14 protein-coding genes are annotated in these 17,038 nt (G+C 41.9%); 2 read left to right on the forward strand and 12 right to left on the reverse strand.

Translation table 11 applies throughout. The annotated features are described in order from the left end of the window. Positions 1 to 155 precede the first annotated feature (155 nt). The 8 genes from ACN0T8_RS04965 to aspA all read right to left on the reverse strand — a co-directional run bounded on the left by ACN0T8_RS04965 (position 156) and on the right by aspA (position 10,749). Positions 156 to 1,859: a sodium:solute symporter family protein gene (locus ACN0T8_RS04965; RefSeq protein ID WP_417879554.1), complete on the reverse strand. Its 1,704-nt coding sequence runs from the start codon at positions 1,857 to 1,859 to the stop codon at positions 156 to 158. An 11-nt stretch (positions 1,860 to 1,870) separates the two neighbouring features. After that, positions 1,871 to 2,137 (reverse strand): DUF4212 domain-containing protein, encoded by a 267-nt coding sequence (locus tag ACN0T8_RS04970; protein WP_417879555.1) that lies wholly within the window; start codon positions 2,135 to 2,137, stop codon positions 1,871 to 1,873. 267 nt (positions 2,138 to 2,404) lie between these two features. Then, positions 2,405 to 3,031, reverse strand: coding sequence for a MarC family protein (locus ACN0T8_RS04975; protein WP_417879556.1), 627 nt, complete (start codon positions 3,029 to 3,031; stop codon positions 2,405 to 2,407). 25 nt (positions 3,032 to 3,056) lie between these two features. Further along, complete coding sequence (locus ACN0T8_RS04980) at positions 3,057 to 4,778, reverse strand: potassium/proton antiporter (RefSeq protein WP_417879557.1); 1,722 nt, start codon at positions 4,776 to 4,778, stop codon at positions 3,057 to 3,059. A 213-nt stretch (positions 4,779 to 4,991) separates the two neighbouring features. Next, positions 4,992 to 5,627 carry a response regulator gene (locus ACN0T8_RS04985; protein WP_417879558.1) on the reverse strand — a complete coding sequence of 212 codons (636 nt, stop codon included), beginning with the start codon at positions 5,625 to 5,627 and terminating at the stop codon, positions 4,992 to 4,994. Between the two features lie 117 nt (positions 5,628 to 5,744). Beyond that, a complete protein-coding gene (locus ACN0T8_RS04990; protein WP_417879712.1) occupies positions 5,745 to 7,631 on the reverse strand; it encodes a protein-disulfide reductase DsbD in 1,887 nt (628 codons plus the stop codon). Positions 7,632 to 7,837: 206 nt separating this feature from the next. Continuing rightward, the gene (locus tag ACN0T8_RS04995; RefSeq protein WP_417879559.1) at positions 7,838 to 9,139 is read right to left on the reverse strand and encodes an anaerobic C4-dicarboxylate transporter; all 1,302 of its coding nucleotides are present in this window, start codon (positions 9,137 to 9,139) and stop codon (positions 7,838 to 7,840) included. Positions 9,140 to 9,303: 164 nt separating this feature from the next. Then, on the reverse strand, positions 9,304 to 10,749 hold the full coding sequence (gene aspA / locus ACN0T8_RS05000) for an aspartate ammonia-lyase (RefSeq protein WP_417879560.1): 1,446 nt from the start codon (positions 10,747 to 10,749) through the stop codon (positions 9,304 to 9,306). Between the two features lie 305 nt (positions 10,750 to 11,054). On the opposite strand from aspA, the gene ACN0T8_RS05005 reads away from it, so the two are divergent. Beyond that, on the forward strand, positions 11,055 to 11,549 hold the full coding sequence (locus ACN0T8_RS05005; RefSeq protein ID WP_417879561.1) for an FxsA family protein: 495 nt from the start codon (positions 11,055 to 11,057) through the stop codon (positions 11,547 to 11,549). Positions 11,550 to 11,636: 87 nt separating this feature from the next. Here ACN0T8_RS05005 and trmL read toward each other — a convergent pair whose 3' ends face one another. Genes trmL through ACN0T8_RS05020 form a run of 3 tightly spaced genes read right to left on the reverse strand, consistent with a single transcriptional unit; the run spans position 11,637 to position 14,215 of the window. Continuing rightward, a complete protein-coding gene (trmL, locus tag ACN0T8_RS05010) occupies positions 11,637 to 12,116 on the reverse strand; it encodes a tRNA (uridine(34)/cytosine(34)/5-carboxymethylaminomethyluridine(34)-2'-O)-methyltransferase TrmL (RefSeq protein WP_417879562.1) in 480 nt (159 codons plus the stop codon). A 51-nt stretch (positions 12,117 to 12,167) separates the two neighbouring features. Further along, positions 12,168 to 13,535 carry an envelope stress sensor histidine kinase CpxA gene (gene cpxA / locus ACN0T8_RS05015; RefSeq protein ID WP_417879563.1) on the reverse strand — a complete coding sequence of 456 codons (1,368 nt, stop codon included), beginning with the start codon at positions 13,533 to 13,535 and terminating at the stop codon, positions 12,168 to 12,170. Beyond that, a complete protein-coding gene (locus ACN0T8_RS05020) occupies positions 13,535 to 14,215 on the reverse strand; it encodes a response regulator (protein WP_417879564.1) in 681 nt (226 codons plus the stop codon). Before ACN0T8_RS05020 ends, cpxA begins: the two co-directional genes overlap by 1 nt. Before the next feature lie 216 nt (positions 14,216 to 14,431). On the opposite strand from ACN0T8_RS05020, the gene ACN0T8_RS05025 reads away from it, so the two are divergent. Then, positions 14,432 to 14,944, forward strand: a complete 513-nt coding sequence (locus tag ACN0T8_RS05025; protein ID WP_417879565.1) for a CpxP family protein — start codon at positions 14,432 to 14,434, stop codon at positions 14,942 to 14,944. A gap of 788 nt (positions 14,945 to 15,732) precedes the next feature. Here ACN0T8_RS05025 and rarD read toward each other — a convergent pair. Next, positions 15,733 to 16,719 (reverse strand): EamA family transporter RarD, encoded by a 987-nt coding sequence (gene rarD / locus ACN0T8_RS05030; protein ID WP_417879566.1) that lies wholly within the window; start codon positions 16,717 to 16,719, stop codon positions 15,733 to 15,735. Between the last annotated feature and the right edge of the window lie 319 nt (positions 16,720 to 17,038).

A 17,038-nucleotide genomic window follows, 5' to 3' on the forward strand; every position in this document is an offset into this window, starting at 1 on the left:
TCTACTCACCACGCGCTGTATATAGATCCTCGATGTCGCTTAGGCTCCTCAAGGATGACAGCTATCAATATTAATTAATGCCTTTAAAGCAACCAAAAGCCCGAAGAATATATACGCTTCGGGCTTTGTTTCACTTAGGCTATTTGATTTAAGTTTTAGTGGTTATGAGCTTCACCTGCGCCTTTCGGGAAGCGGATTGACTCAACCATATCTTGTACCTCTTTTGGTACTTCAGCCGTGAACTTGTTCACCACAATTGATACTACGAAGTTCAGACACATACCTAGCGTACCGATACCTTCTGGGCTGATGCCGAAGAACCAGTTGTCAGGTGTGCTTGCCGCAGGGTTTACGAACTTGAAGTAAATGATGTAAGCAGCAGTAAAGGTAATACCTGTCACCATACCGGCAATCGCACCTTCCTTGTTCATCTTCTTATAGAAAATACCTAAGATGATGGCTGGGAAGAAGGATGCTGCTGCTAAGCCGAAGGCAAAGGCTACCACCTGTGCCACAAAGCCTGGTGGATTAATGCCTAAGTAACCAGCACCAATTACCGCTAGTGCTGCGGCCCCTCGAGCAAATAATAGTTCTTGTTTATCGGTCATATTAGGCTTGAGCTCTTTCTTCAGTAAATCATGAGAGATTGAGGTCGATATGACCAATAGTAAGCCTGCTGCTGTCGATAGTGCGGCTGCTAGACCACCCGCTGCTAGTAGTGCTACTACCCAGTTGGGTAATTTGGCCAGCTCTGGAGAAGCCAGTACGATGATGTCACGGTTGATGTTCATCTCATTACGCTCATCGCCAGAGTAGAACATTTTTCCATCGCCATTTTTGTCTTCCCAAGAAACAAGACCAGTGCTTTCCCAGTTGTTATACCAGCTTGGGGCATTTTCAACGGTAACACCTTGTTGATCTGGGCCGTTGATTGTTTCAATCAAGTTTACGCGAGCAAATGATGCGACAGCTGGAGCCGTTGTATAAAGTAGCGAGATGAACAAAAGTGCCCAACCTGCAGAGATTCGAGCATCTTTCACTTTAGGTACAGTAAAGAAACGAATAATTACGTGTGGTAAACCTGCTGTACCCACCATTAATGCTGCGGTAATGAAGAAGATATCGACCGTACTTTTCGAACCATCTACATAGGAGTTAAAGCCTAATTCTTGTGTTAACCCTTCTAAACGATCCATTAGGTATACATCAGAGCCTGAGATTGTTGAACCCATACCGATTTGTGGGAACACATGACCAGTCATCATAATAGAGGTGAATACTGCCGGAACAAGGAAAGCAAAAATCAGTACGCAGAATTGTGCTACCTGAGTATAGGTTATGCCTTTCATGCCGCCTAATACCGCATAGAAGAATACAATCGTCATACCAATGATGATACCTAGGTTAATGTCGACTTCTAAGAAGCGCGCAAAAACTACACCTACACCACGCATTTGGCCTGCCACATAAGTGAACGACACAAAGATGGCACAGAAGATGGCCACTAAGCGTGCGGTACGTGAGTAGTAACGATCACCGATAAAATCAGGGACCGTGAACTTGCCGAATTTACGTAAATAAGGGGCTAAACAAAGTGCTAATAATACGTAACCACCAGTCCAACCCATTAAGTAAACTGAACCATCGTAGCCGGCAAAAGAAATGATACCTGCCATTGAAATGAATGATGCCGCTGACATCCAGTCGGCAGCCGTCGCCATACCATTAGCAACCGGGTGAACTCCACCACCGGCGACATAGAACTCACTGGTTGAACCAGCCCGTGCCCAAATTGCAATGCCGATATACACTGCAAATGTGATACCGACGAGAATAAACGTCCAAATTTGAATATCCATATATTAGCCTCTTAGTCTTCTTGTACACTGTATTTTTTATCAAGCGCATTCATGCGAACGACATACACGAAGATCAACACCACGAAGGTATAAATGGACCCTTGCTGTGCAAACCAAAATCCCAATTTGAATCCTGCAAATTGGATGGTATTAAGTGCATCGACAAATAAAATGCCTGCACAGTAAGACACCACGAACCAAATAGTCAGTAGTGTCGCCATAATGCCTAGATTTTCCTTCCAGTAGGCTTGGGCATGTTTGTCAGATTCAAACGCCATGGCCATTCTCCTTTTGTTTTACTTAATTATTTTCGTCAAAAAATGACAAAACCATTTGTTAATAAAACGTTACACAAGGACAATAGCAGCAGAATTTATCAGGAGCTTTTCAACTTTAGTCGGGCAGGAATAGTGGAAAATTAAGACCTTAGCGGCTTTTTTGTGAGATGGGTTGGAATAATTTAGCCTAGCTCTTGGTTAGGGCTAGGCTAAGGTCTAATAAGGTTAGTCTAAGGTCTAATAAGGAAACGTCAGCGGGAAGCGAGCTTAATTAAAATAGAAGTTTTTCACGCCCAAGAGTAAATTGTTCACCGCAACAGCCGCTAAGATTAACCCCATCACTCGGCTAATAATTGCCGCACCGACATTACCTATAATTTTATGAATGCCTGTCGCGCCAATCAATAAGGCTAACGTTGATAATAATACCAGAACCATAACACCGGCAGTTAAGCTTTGGTCGATAATCGAATTTCTATTGTTGTCCGTTAACAGCACAATCGCCATCATCGCCCCTGGAGACGCAATTGAGGGAATCGCCAATGGATAAACCGCTAAATTTGCCAGATCCGAACGATTAAGATCTTGAGTTAACTTTGCTTCTTGTGCCGGTTTTCCTTCACCAAAAATCATACTTAAAGCGAATAGTAATAAGACTAATCCACCAGCAGCTTGGAAGGCTGGCAATGGAATCTGCATCGCTTCTAGTAAGATCTGCCCCATCACTAAAAAGAATAATAATACACCGGTTGCAATAGCGACGGCTTTTAGGGCAACTAAGCGTTTTTGCTTGGTAGTCAGTCCTTGAGTTTGAGATAGATAAATCGGCACGGTACCAACGGGATCAATGACGGCCCATAATACGACAAATTGAGTAATTAAAACGCTGATCAAGATGGCTCCTTCGTGATATTAAGAGTTAAAGTGACTCTTTTGGGGTGATGACAATTCCGACCGTGGTGATTCGCTGATCAATAATATCTCGAATAAACAATGTGACATTACCAAATTCCTTTGCAGCATCACGAATAGGGATACCATCAAATGATTGCATTAATAATTCATTTAAAGAGAGATGGTGCTCTGCGGGTAAATCGATACCGTAAGAATGGTGTATATCACCTATTTTAGTAAATCCTTTCAAGCATAGTTCATGTTTAGGTAAGCTTTCTATTGGCGTCTCATCTGCGCTCGAACAAATAAGGTCAACAAAATCTCTAACATTAGGCTTCATCATGATAAATAGATGATCCTCTGCCAATATTAATGTGGAACCACGAGGTGGGATGACTTGTTTACCTCTCGTTATCATGGCGACAACGGTGCCATCAGGAAGTGCCATTTGAGATAAACGACGTCCGGCTATCCTTGAGTCTTTTCCGAGTCTATATTCAACAATTTCAGCATCGACGTCACCTAAGGTGGTGATTTCTAATGTTGCTGTGGGGGTTGATGGTGCAGGTTCTGTTAAACCTAATCGTCGAGCCATTAGAGGTAAAGTTGAACCTTGTATGGTAGCCGAAATAAATACGACGAAAAACACCACATTAAAAATTAACCCAGCATCAGGTACCCCATACATCAAAGGATAAATAGCAAGGATGATGGGTACCGAGCCTCGTAATCCAACCCAAGAAACCAATGTAATTTCTCGTAAGTTGAAACCAAAAGGTTTTAATACCGGTAAAATGGAAATTGGTCTAGCAATTAATATTAAAACCACTGCAATCATTAAGCCTTCAAACCAAACATCGAGTAGTGATGATGGCGTGATAAGTAGTCCTAATATCATAAACATGCAGATTTGGCCCAACCAAGCTAATCCATCATGGAATAAAAAAGTACTGCGTTGGAAGACAAAACGACTATTACCAATTACTACGCCTGTAATGAAAATAGATAAAAATCCACTTCCACCTAAATTTGCACTAATTCCAAATGATAATAAGCCTAGAGCCGCTACCATGACGGGGTACAAGCCGGACGTCGTTAAATTGATATGATTAATTAATCGAACAGATAACCACCCACATGCAAGACCGACAACAGAGCCTATGCCGATTTGTTGGATGAAGAGCATAAGTAAGCCTGTGCCTGGCTCTAATCCATTGACAATTATCTCTAAGAGCCCAACGGTGAGAAAGATCGCCATCGGGTCATTGGTTGCACTTTCTATTTCCAAGGTTGATTTGAGTTTAGGGTTGATATGAATGCCAGCATTTCTTAATAAAGAGAAGACCGCAGCAGCATCCGTTGAACCGACAATAGCACCAATCAATAAGCCATAAATTAAAGGAATATCAAGAATGTAAGCGGCAGCAAAGCCCGTTATTGCAGATGTGAACAAAACTCCGAGCGTGGCTAATAAAGAGGCGGGTTTCCAGACTGATTTAATCGATGCCATCGGAGTGTTTAAGCCACCATCAAACAAGATGACTGCTAACGCTAAGGTACCTAATGAATGGGCGATAAGAGCATTATCAAAATCAATGCCACCGGGACCATCTTCTCCCGCTAGCATGCCAACAATCAGAAACATTACCAATACTGGTAAGCCTAAACGTGCAGAAACCTTGCTTGAGAGGATACCAAAGGCAATTAAAATGGCGGCGAGTAAGATAAGTTGGTCAATTATAAACATGCAAGGCACTCTTTGATTAATGGCGTTAGCATTAAAGTACATCGAGTCGCTAAATTATCTCGATATGTCGCTTAGTCGGGGGTGAATTAGCAGAGGACTGTGAATGAGGGTTCACTTTTTGTTGCTAAAGAGAAAAAAGAAAGCGACCAATAAAATGTATCATATTTTTGCTATTGATACATTTTATTGATCGCGAATAATGGCTTGTAATGATTAATTTTCTGTTTCCAACTGTTGCAACAAGATAACAGCTTGAGTCCGGTTTTTAACGTCTAGCTTACGGAATATGGCGGTCATATGCGCTTTAATCGTCGCTTCTGAGACATTCAATTCATAAGCAATTTGTTTGTTAAGTAAGCCGTCTGACAACATGCCTAATACTTTATATTGTTGAGGGGTTAAGGCGGCCAGTTTTTGGCTGATCTCGTTACAAGCGTCATTGTTTTGAATAAGTCCTTCAGGGAAGAACGGATCACCATTGAGTACTTGGTTGAGCGCGCTGTTCAGTTCGCGCATATCGCTGGATTTTGGAATAAAACCAAACGCGCCGTGGCTTTTTACTTGACTGACGACGCTAGATTCTTCGCTGGCGGAAATCACCACAATCGGTAAATCTGGATATTCAGAACGTAGGTGGATTAACCCTGACATGCCATTTGAGCCGGGCATTTTCAGATCAAGTAATAAAAGATCGGGTTCATCGACTTTCTTAATTAATGCCAATAACGCATCGAGAGAGTCGGCCTCATGTAAGTTGGCGCCACTCACCGCCATATGAATTGATTGAAATAGGGCGTTACGAAAGAGTGGATGATCATCTGCAATGATAATGTTGTATGTCGAATCCATGACAATAAGTTCACTGTTGAAGTAACAATGCATTCATTATCAACCTGTTTACTCCATCTCTCAACTGAGCAAAGGCAAAAGTCTGAACCATATCCGACTTTTGTCTAGCTTAACGCTCTACAGCAAGTGGTTTTGCTTTAAATGTTGAGAGAAGTTATCTGCATTCATAAAACCAGCAATACGAGCTTGTGGAATATGTTCACCTTGAGCATCCCAAAATTCAATGGTCGGCAGGCCGAGTACCTTCATTTTCTCCATCAAAGCAATATCATCTGGTGTCGCCGCGGTAACATCGGCTTGAATTAAGACAAAATTAGCCAACTCATTAGCGACTTTGGGTGCGTGAAAGGTGTATTTTTCGAACTCTTTACATGCGACACACCAGTCGGCATAGAAATCAAACATCACCGGTTTATTGGCGGCTTTGGCTTGGGCGAGTTGTTGATCTAGTTCGCTTACCGTTGAGATACGGGTAAAGGCGATATCAGTTTGTGATGATTGCGTATGATTTTGTCCTGAGTTAATCACTCCTGCGGTTTGTAAGCCGAAATACGCCGAGAACACTAAGCCCAGAATCGCCACGATTCCAATAAGACTTTGCTGCCAACTCGCTTGCTGCATGCTTTGTTTAACATGGTATAGCCAAGCAAAGCTGATGAGCCCGAGGGTGATCCATAATCCTTGTGTCCAAATTTCTGGCAAGATGCGTTCTAGTAAGAAGATCGGTGCCGCCAGTAGGATAAAGCCAAACAATACCTTTACTCGATTCATCCACTCGCCCGCTTTTGGTAGTAATTTATTACCAAACACCGCGACGATGATCAGTGGAATGCCCATGCCAATTGCTAAGGCATACAGCGCAATTGCACCAGTCAGTAGATCGCCACTTTGCGCCACGTACAATAATGCGCCAGAAAGTGGCGCGGTAGTGCAAGGCGAACACACTAAACCGGAGATCACGCCCATAATAAACACCCCAGCGAAATTACCGCCTTGTTGTTTATTGCTTTGTTCATTGAGCCAAGTTTGTAGGCGACTCGGTAGTTGAATGGTGTAGAGGCCAAACATCGACAGTGACAGCAATACAAATATAATACTTAAGCTAATTAATACTACAGGTGCTTGCAAGGCGGCTTGGAATTGCACGCCCAAAGAAGCCACTACTAAGCCAAGTAGCATGTAGGTTAGTGCCATGCCTTGTACGTAGATGAAAGATAATTTAAACGCTTTCTTGGCTGTTAAACGACCACCACCAAGTACGATGCCGGTTAAAATTGGGTACATTGGTAGTACACATGGAGTAAAAGCTAAACCAATACCGAGTAGTAAGAATAATAATGGTGTCCACCAGTGTTCTGCCAATTGAGAGGCAATATTGCTGTCTGCAGAATTGGTACTGGTGGTAAGTTGAGTCGCCTGAGTAACTTGAAGCTGGCTTTTTGTTGCCTGGTTACTGTCTGTGATTTGAGAGCTACTGGTTGTTGAGTTAGATGTTGTTGCCTTAGGAGCTTGGCCAGTTTGATCTAGTGGCCCTATTGGATCTAAAGGGACGATGCGCGTTTCTGGTGGATAGCAAAAACCTGTGGTGGCACAACCTTGATATTGGACGATCAGTTCACCGTTATCGGCAACGCTTTTTAATGGTATTTCAACACTGACTGGCTCGGTGAAAATATGCACATTACCAAAATATTCATCGGAATGAAAAGTCCCTTCTGGGATCTTGGCTTCGCCCATTTTTGCCTTGTTAGCTTGGAAAGAAAAACGCTCACGATACAGGTAGTAGCCCGGTTTGATTTGCCAATCTAGGGTAACCGTGTCGTCTTGTTGAATGAAATTGAATGGGAACGCCTGATCAACAGGTACGAATTGATTGTTGGTACCGGGCGTAGCTGAATTGGTGAAATTGGCTAAAGGCGCCTGTACCGAGTCAAAATTGGCCGCTTGAGCGGTAGTCGTAAAACCAATAAATAAGCTAACGAGCAACGTAAATAAGCAACGAATGGCAGCCATAAAAGTTCAATTTCCGATTTAAAGTGTCAGTATAAAAGAAGGATCTCAGCATCAGACCACACAAAAGTGGTTTTGGTTTCATTGTGCGAGTATATACCCAAGTAACTTCAAGATGCGAGTTTCAGTTAAGGGAAAACCTTAAGTAATAAAAAACGAGCCCGTAGACTCGTTTTTTTGGTGTGATGTTATGGTTTTAATTACAGCAAGAAGCCACCAAATACAAAACCTAGAACCACTGACGTTGCAATAGTGATAACGCCTGGAATCATAAACGGATGGTTAAACACTAGTTTACCAATACGAGTTGAACCTGTGTCATCCATTTCAACCGCCGCTAATAGTGTCGGGTAAGTTGGAAGAACAAATAACGCACTTACTGCTGCAAAAGATGCAATTGCAGTCAATGGTGCAACACCTACTGCTAGAGCAGCAGGCATTAATGCTGTTGTAGTTGCGCCTTGTGAGTATAGCAACATAGAAGCGAAGAACAGCGTAATGGCTAGCATCCATGGGTATTGTTCTAGTAAGTCACCCGCGAAGTGTTTGATTTCAATAATGTGCGCTGATACAAAAGTATCGCCTAGCCACGCTACACCAAGTACACAGATACACGCACTCATACCTGAACGGAAAGTTGGCGCAGAAGCAATGTTAGAAGCGTCGACTTTACATAGCAACACAATCGCGGCCGCTGCGGTTAGCATTAATGCCATGATTGCTTGAGTTAGTACAATATGTGGATGAGTAATCACACCAACTGTTGGTGAAATTAATGTTGCATAGGTTACCACACAAACAATCGCTAGACAGAAAATGTAGACCGATAACTTTGCTGTTCCAGTCGCTTTTTCTCGTTTTTGTTGGCCTTTAAGTTTGATTAACCCTTTTGCCATACGATCTTGATATTCAGGGTCATCTTTTAATTCACAACCTAGGAAGTTCGCTATAAATGCGCCAATCATACAAGCAATAAAGGTGGTTGGAATACAAACCGCTAACAGCGTTAAGTAGCTTACGCCAAATGGTTTTAATAATCCTGAGAAGAAAACTACCGCTGCTGAAATTGGAGACGCCGTAATTGCGATTTGTGAAGCAATAACCGCAATAGAAAGTGGGCGAGATGGACGAACACCTTGTTCTTTCGCGACTTCAGCAATAATTGGTAAGGTAGAGAATGCGGTGTGACCTGTACCGGCAAGTAGCGTCATAAAGTAAGTGACAATCGGAGCGTAAAAAGTAATGCGTTTTGGATTTTTACGTAAAAATTGTTCCGCTAACTGCACTAACCAATCCATACCGCCAGCGATTTGCATCGCGGCAATTGCTGAGATGACCGATGCAATAATTAAAATGACATCAATAGGAATCGCACCTGCATCTAAGCCAAAGATAGTAGTAAGTACAATAACACCGGCACCACCGGCAAAACCAATACCGATACCACCAATCCTCGCCCCGAGGTAGATAAAGAGTAATACAATTAAAAGTTGTAATAACATGTTGTTACCTTTTTTAAAGTCTAAAAAATTAACCTGGGGTGTAGATTTAAAAACACGACAAAAATCCACAATGCACGTTAATTTCCTAATCAAAGTTGAAATAAAGGGAACGTTAAACGTTCCCTTTATACCCAAGTCACTTGGGTATATTTGATTGACAATAATTAGTTATAACGTTTCGCTTTGTATTGAGGATGCATTAGGTTTTCAGGAGAGAAGATTTCGTCTAATTGCTCTTCGGTTAGCAAGCCGCGATCTAGTACGATTTCACGTACGCTCTTACCTGTTTCGGCGCAGATTTTACCCACGATGTCACCTTGGTGGTGGCCAATATATGGGTTTAGGTAAGTCACGATACCGATAGAGTTGAACACGTATGCTTCACACACTTCTTTGTTCACAGTAATGCCGTCGATACACTTGTCACGTAAGTTAACACAAGCATTTTTCAGGATTTCTAGTGATTCAAACATACATTGTGCAATCACAGGTTCCATTACGTTTAACTGTAATTGACCCCCTTCAGCCGCAAAAGAAAGCGCGGTATCATTACCTAGTACTTTAAAGCACACTTGGTTTACGACTTCTGGAATTACTGGGTTTACTTTAGCAGGCATAATTGAAGAACCCGCTTGTAGTTCAGGTAGGTTGATTTCATTTAAGCCAGCGCGAGGGCCAGAAGACAATAGACGTAGGTCGTTACAGATTTTAGACAGTTTAACCGCAAGGCGTTTTAGTGCGCCGTGTGCCATCACATAAGCACCACAGTCAGATGTCGCTTCGATTAAATCTTCCGCTGGAACGCATTCAAAACCGGTTACTTCAGATAAGTGTTTAACGGCTAATGCTTGATACTCTGGTGCAGCGTTCAAGCCAGTACCAATAGCAGTTGCACCTAAGTTTACTTCCAGTAATAACTTAGAGATGTATTGTAAGTTACGTACTTCTTCATTTAGCGTTACAGACCAAGCGTGGAATTCTTGGCCTACTGTCATTGGAACCGCATCTTGTAACTGAGTACGACCCATTTTGAGCACAGTGTTATATTCAGCGCTTTTATTATTAAAGGCTTCTTTTAAGTACTTAACCGCTTCAATGGTTTTCATCATGCTGCTGTAAACAGAAATACGGAAACCTGTTGGGTAAGCACAATTCGTTGATTGACTCTTGTTTACGTGGTCATTTGGGTTGATGAAGTCATATTCCCCCTTTTCTTTACCCATTAACTCAAGTGCTAAGTTGGCGATAACTTCGTTAGTATTCATGTTAACTGAAGTACCTGCACCACCTTGGAAAACGTCTGACGGGAATTGATCCATACACTTGCCTGTATTTAGAATTACGTCACAGGCTTGAATAATGTAGTCACTGATATCGGCTGGTAATACGCCAATTTCTTTGTTGGCTAATGCGGCCGCTTTTTTAGTCATAACCATACCGCGTACAAATTCAGGTACGTCAGAAATAGTTGTATTGGAGATATTAAAGTTTTCGATTGCACGGATAGTGTGGATGCCGTAATACGCTTCAGTAGGTACTTCACGAGTACCTAGTAAGTCTTCTTCAATACGGAATTGTTGTACAGGTGTTTCAATAGTTAATGTAGTCATTGGATGGATCCTATAAGCATGGAACACTAATAAAAAATATCTTTGCCTACGTTGCTAGAATCCATTCACTGCATACAGATGGCTTATCTTTGACGATGCAATCATACCCCTTTATGGGTGTAAGAATAGATCATAGATCAAACTTTTCATCGTACAATTGCATCTTAATAAGAGTTTCTGTCTGTTTGCAAATAAATTGTAGGTAAGTTGTAACTTTATTGGTAATCGTTACGTTTTGAGATGGTTAACATTTGTTGTATGAAGTGGGAAAGCATACACTGGAGATATTAATTCTGGAGGTGTTTGTGTTTCCGATTTTAGTTATTTTATTTATTTGTGTTCCGATCATTGAGATTGCGTTGTTTATTCAAGTCGGTGATTTAATTGGCTTATGGCCGACTATCGCGATTGTGTTATTGACCGCTTTCGTCGGGGCATCTTTGGTGCGTAGCCAAGGCATCCAAACTTTGATGTCAGTGCAATCACGCATGCAGCAAGGTGAACTGCCGGCGCAGCAAATTATTGAAGGCGTCATGTTAGCGGTATCAGGGGTATTACTACTGACTCCCGGCTTTATGACGGACGCACTCGGTATGTTGGTATTATTGCCAGCTCCACGTGCTTGGATTGCTAAACAACTCATGCAGCGAGTCAAAGTTAGCTCTTCGGCTCAGTTCCATTCTTCATCGCAGTTTCATGGTGAAAATCCATTTAATACTTCAGAGCATGATCAGCAAGGGGATGTGTTTGAAGGCGAGTTTGAAAAGAAAGCCGATGAAGATAAGAGGATAGATAGGTAGATTTCGTGTCTAGGCTCTCGTGCGCTACGCTTATCGTTGCTCGGTCGAAAACCGAGAAGCGTAGCGCTCAAGATACGAGCCTCGTTTTTAAACCGCCCCTTCAAACCCCATTTGTCTCCAGGCTTCAAAAGCAATAATTGCGACGGCGTTGGATAGATTCAAACTACGGCTGTCTGGCATCATAGGAATACGAATTCGTTGTTCCATTGGTAGCGCTTCAATTGTGTCAGCAGGTAGGCCACGGGTTTCTGGGCCAAATAATAAAACATCACCTTGTTTAAATTTTGCATCCACATGATGACCAGTCGTTTTGGTAGTACAAGCAAAAATACGGTAGTTATCACCTTTTTCTTGCTCTAGATATTCAATAAAGGCTGCATAATCTTTATGACGTTTAACACGTGCTAAATCATGATAATCCAGACCAGCACGGCGCACTTTCTTTTCTTCTAAATCAAAACCTAGTGGTTCGATTAGGTGCAAGTTAGCGCCACAGTTGGCACATAAACGAATAATGTTGCCAGTGTTAGGAGCGATTTCTGGTTCAAATAAAGCAATGTCGAACATAGTGCTGATACCGTTAATGGGTGACTTGGGGTATATAATACCAGTCCTCGATCATAAATCGATAGGTAAAATTAGCGCTACCGCAAGGCCACCATGTTGACTACGTGAAGCATGAATATGACCATTATGCTGCATGATGACATTATGGGTGATCGCTAGGCCTAATCCTGCGCCACCACTGTACCTATCACGCGCGGTAGAGACACGATAAAAAGGTCGGAAGATTGCATCAAGTTCACTGTCATCAACCCCTTCGCCATCATCTTCAATCAAAATGGTCAGCCCATCATGTTGTCGGCTAAAAGTCACCCAAACCGATTGGTCGCAATATCGAATCGCATTGCGTATGACATTTTCGACTGCACTAATCAGCAAGTTAGGGTTTCCGGTGATATGTGTGTTGGGAATTGATTTACAAATCAGCGTTTTCTGTTGTTGCTCAGCTTCAAATATACCGTCTTCGATAGTTTCTCCCCAAAGCTCTTGCACTGAGATATTTTGGTGAATTTGATGGGCATCGATTTGTTGGCGAGATAGTTCTAATAGTTCATTAATCATTAGCTCCAATCGTTCCGCTTCAGTATCAATGCGAGTCAGTTCTGAGCTTTCACCTTGTTTGCGGATCGCTAACGCATTCGCCATTCTTAAACGGGTGAGTGGGGAGCGCAGTTCATGAGAAATGTTAGATAATAATCGCTGCTGTTCAGAAGTTTTATTGTTAATGGCGTTGACCATTTGGTTAAAGCTTGCCCCGGCTTGTTTAAATTCACTCGGACCCTTTTCTAATTCTGGATCGTATTCGATCACTCCACGAGCGACTTTTTGCGCCGCTTTCTCTAAGCGCATCGCTGGTTTACTTAATGCCCATGCGAGCCAAAGTAATAGTGGAGTACTAATTAACATTACTACGAGAAGCAATTGAATCGGTCTATCGAGTAATTGCAGTAAAAAAGGTGGCGGTTGATGCCAACGGATAGCGAAGTATATGTGTAAGTTTTGTTTGGCAATCACGACTGGGACAGGGCCAGCGATCATTGTTCGACCATACAAACGTTGCTGAGGTTTATCTAACATGTCTGATTGGGTAATAAAATTATTTAGTGCTTTTTGCTTCATTCCTTGAGGTGGATTGATCCAACGATCATTCGTGTCTGTAAAGTAGAAACTGAGACGGCTTCTATCTATATTGTGCATTTTTATTTGCATCATCGCTTGCTTGAGTGAAGAAGCATTTTGGTAGTTTTTAGTAAGCTCTTGTCCGGTTTGCTTCATCTCTTTTAATGGCTCAGCCGGAATATCGTGAAGTTGTCTAGGATCGAGTTGAGAGGCGGCAACCACTGCAATTAATACTAATAACATGGTTAGCCAAAATATGGCAAAAATACGACCGTATAAGCTAGAAAACTTAGGTAAATTCATTATTGATCCTCAACCATAAGATAACCTTTCCCTCGTAAGGTTTTAATTAAGGTTTGCTCATGGTGCTCAGAAAGTTTTTTGCGTAAGTTCGACACATGCATATCAATCGCGCGATCAAAAGGACTGAGGCGCTTACCTAGTACCTCTAAGCTTAAATCTTCTTTACTGATGGATTCACCCATGTGAGTTAAAAAGTACTCTAATAACGTAAATTCCGTGGTGGTGAGATCTAATAATGTGCCTTGATAGTAGGCTTCTTGTTTACCCGGAAACACTTGCAAACCATGAGGCGTGTTCGTTTCTGTTGGTTCAGGTTTATTAGGTTGAGTACGACGTAAAATAGCGCGAATGCGTGCCATTAATTCACGATCACTAAACGGTTTGGGTAAGTAGTCATCAGCACCGAGCTCAAGGCCAATCACTCGGTCGACTTCTTCACCTTTCGCGGTCAGCATTAATACAGGGGTCTTCCACCGCTGCCTTAGTTGTTTAAGCATTTCCATACCGTTCATTTTTGGCATCATAATATCCAGCAAGATCAGATCAACACTGTTATCTATGGCTTGTAGGCCATCAATACCATTGTGTGCTTGTGAGATGGTAAAGCCTTCTAACGTTAGAATATCCTCAAGTAATGCAGTGAGTTCAGTATCATCATCAACTAATAGAATGTGAGTCATAAAGGGCCTTATTTAGAGATAGATATCGAGTGCAATAATAGCATTATCTCTGTTTTATTTATAAAAACGACTAATTTGACAGCGATTTACATTGTTTTACGTAAGCAATACACCCTTTTACATTGCAAGGTTTATTCTATTGGTTATCGGGCGCTAACCAAGAAATGGCAGCTCAACTTATCCATAATAAAAAGGTAATGTGTTATGAAATCATTTATGAAAAAGTCTCTTGTTGTTTTAATTGCTGCACCGTTAGTACTGGGTTCTATGTCTGCACTCGCGGCACCTCATGGTAATCAACAGCATGGCGGTAAGCATGATCAGCAATGTGGTGAGGGAATGGAACGTGGCATTTGGAAACAATTAGACTTAACTGATGCTCAAAAAGATCAGTTAAAAGAATTACGCCAGCAAGATCGTCAAGCGATGAAAGAAGGCTTTAAAGCTCATAAAGATGAAATGAAAGCCAGCCACGAAAAAATGCGACAGTTAGTAATGGCGGATGATTTTGATCAAGCGGCAGTGACCAGTCTTGCTCAAGATATGGCCAATCAACGTGTAGAAGGCCAAGTGAAAATGGCTAAATCACGTCATGATATGTTTAGTGTATTGACGCCTGAGCAAAAAGAACAATTTACTAAGCTGTCTGGTGAAAAACACCAACAGTGCATGGAAAAGTGGGAAAAAATGAAAGACCGTATGGACAAAAAAGGTCCTAAAGCAGACTAAGTGATTATATAGAAATATAGCCACTCCAATCAAAAGGCGGCCTATTGGGTCGCCTTTTTGTGTATCAGAAGGCGTTAATAAAGAAAAACCCCGAGGGCAAAAGCCCATCGGGGTTATAGTCTTACTCGCAGCAATCCGGCTACTATAAGTGCTCCATGCATCAAATCCTTGATAGCAGTGCTGTTTCCTTCAGCTTATTCCTTTTCATCGCCATCCTAGCGGTGTCCTTGGCCTTATCCTAGCCAGCTAATTTATCCTAATTAGCGCGCATCACTTGTTCCATGAGCGGTGTCCATTCACATCATCCTGACGTGTGTTCCATGCCTCAATCCTGAGGTGTCCATTGTCTTTCCTTAGTCATTACCATCCTAGTAATGATTGCGTCCATTCAATGTCCGTTTGCTCCATGCTGATTACTCATCCTAAGTAACCAAATCTTCATCCTGAAGATGACCAATCCTTGGGTCTTTCCTGTTCCTGTCAGCATCCTTCCGACGGGGTTAATATTACGCATAAACCGACATGGAACAATGGTGTGAGTTCAAATTATTTCATGAAAAAAAACACAAATCTGATTATAGTTGTTATTTATCAATAGTTTGTGTTTTTTTGGGGCGGTTTTTATTATTAGTTAATGTTAGTTTTCTCACTAATTTGTGCGAGATCTCGCACAAGGGTGAGGTAGTAAGTCTGCATATTAACTTAAATAGTCGATTGCAGAGTTAAGACTACCTTGCTTAATAGTGTGATGGTAGTCTCATAAATTATTCCATGTAGATTGTGGGCTTTTAGCGTTGTTGATTGGTTTGGTTTAAATCCTGTGTCAACGTTTCATTGGTAATGTCGATCTCTAGCGCTTCCTTTCTTTGCGCCGCTGCCAACTTCTTATTGTTAGAGTTGTTCTTCAATCCATCCCAAGTAAATACAATTAAGGCTGCCCAAATACAAGCAAAGGTAATAATTTTATCGGCCGTAAAGGCTTCGTCGTATACAAACACCGCCAAGATAAACATTAAGCTTGGGCCTATGTATTGAATAAAACCTAGAGTAGCGAGGCGTAGACGGACTGCCGCACCAGCAAAGCATAATAAAGGCAAGGTAGTGACAATACCGGCAGAAATTAGTAATACATTAAGTGTCAGAGTATTGGTGCCCAAGTGACTAGTTGCAGTATCGGCGATAGCAAACAAGTAAAGAAATGCGATAGGTAGTAGTACTAAGGTTTCAATGAATAGCCCAGTAAAGGCATCTAAATTGACCTTTTTACGTAATAAGCCATACACACCAAATGTGAGCGCCAGCATAATGGCAATGATTGGCACTGAGCCAAATACGACCAATTGCACTAGGACACCGATGGTGGCCAGCGCGACCGCAAACCATTGCAGCTTACGTAGCGTCTCGCTTAAGAAAATCATGCCTAATAGAACATTAAATAACGGATTGATGTAATAGCCTAGGCTGGCATCGAGCATATGACCAATGCTGATTGCCCAAATAAACACTAGCCAGTTAGCCCCAATCGTGACCGAAGTGATCAATAAATAAATGACCTTGGTTTTAGAGCGTAATGTCTCTTTGACGGTTGGCCAGCCGTTAGTGAAATACAGCAATGCCGCAAGAAAAACAAAAGACCAAATGATGCGATGACAAAGGATTTCAAAAGGAGGCACATCACCAAGGGCTTTAAAGTATATAGGGGCAATTCCCCACATCAAGTAGGCAAGAACGGCAAGTAGCACGCCTTGCTGAGTTCGTTTTAATTCATCATCCATAACGGCTTATCTTTTTATTATTAGAAATATACCCAAGTAACTTCAAGATGCGAGTTTCAGCAAGATTAAAACAAGTTTTAGGCAAGGCAAATTGAATATGATCATAGTGATTCTATCTCTGTTCAATTTAACGCAGCATAAAGCTTGTTTTAACTTGCCCTTCGGAAGCTTCATTCAAACCTTTATACAGCGTCAGATTGGTTTGAAAGGTGCCTACATTCCTTCGCCAATCTTCCTTGCCTAAAGGTTTGGATGATAGCTCTGAATTCTGCATCTTGAAGTCACTTGGGTATAATGGCAAGTATAAAATCCAAACCGT

This window comes from Vibrio sp. (genome assembly GCF_048266485.1).
Taxonomy (GTDB): Bacteria; Pseudomonadota; Gammaproteobacteria; order Enterobacterales; family Vibrionaceae; genus Vibrio.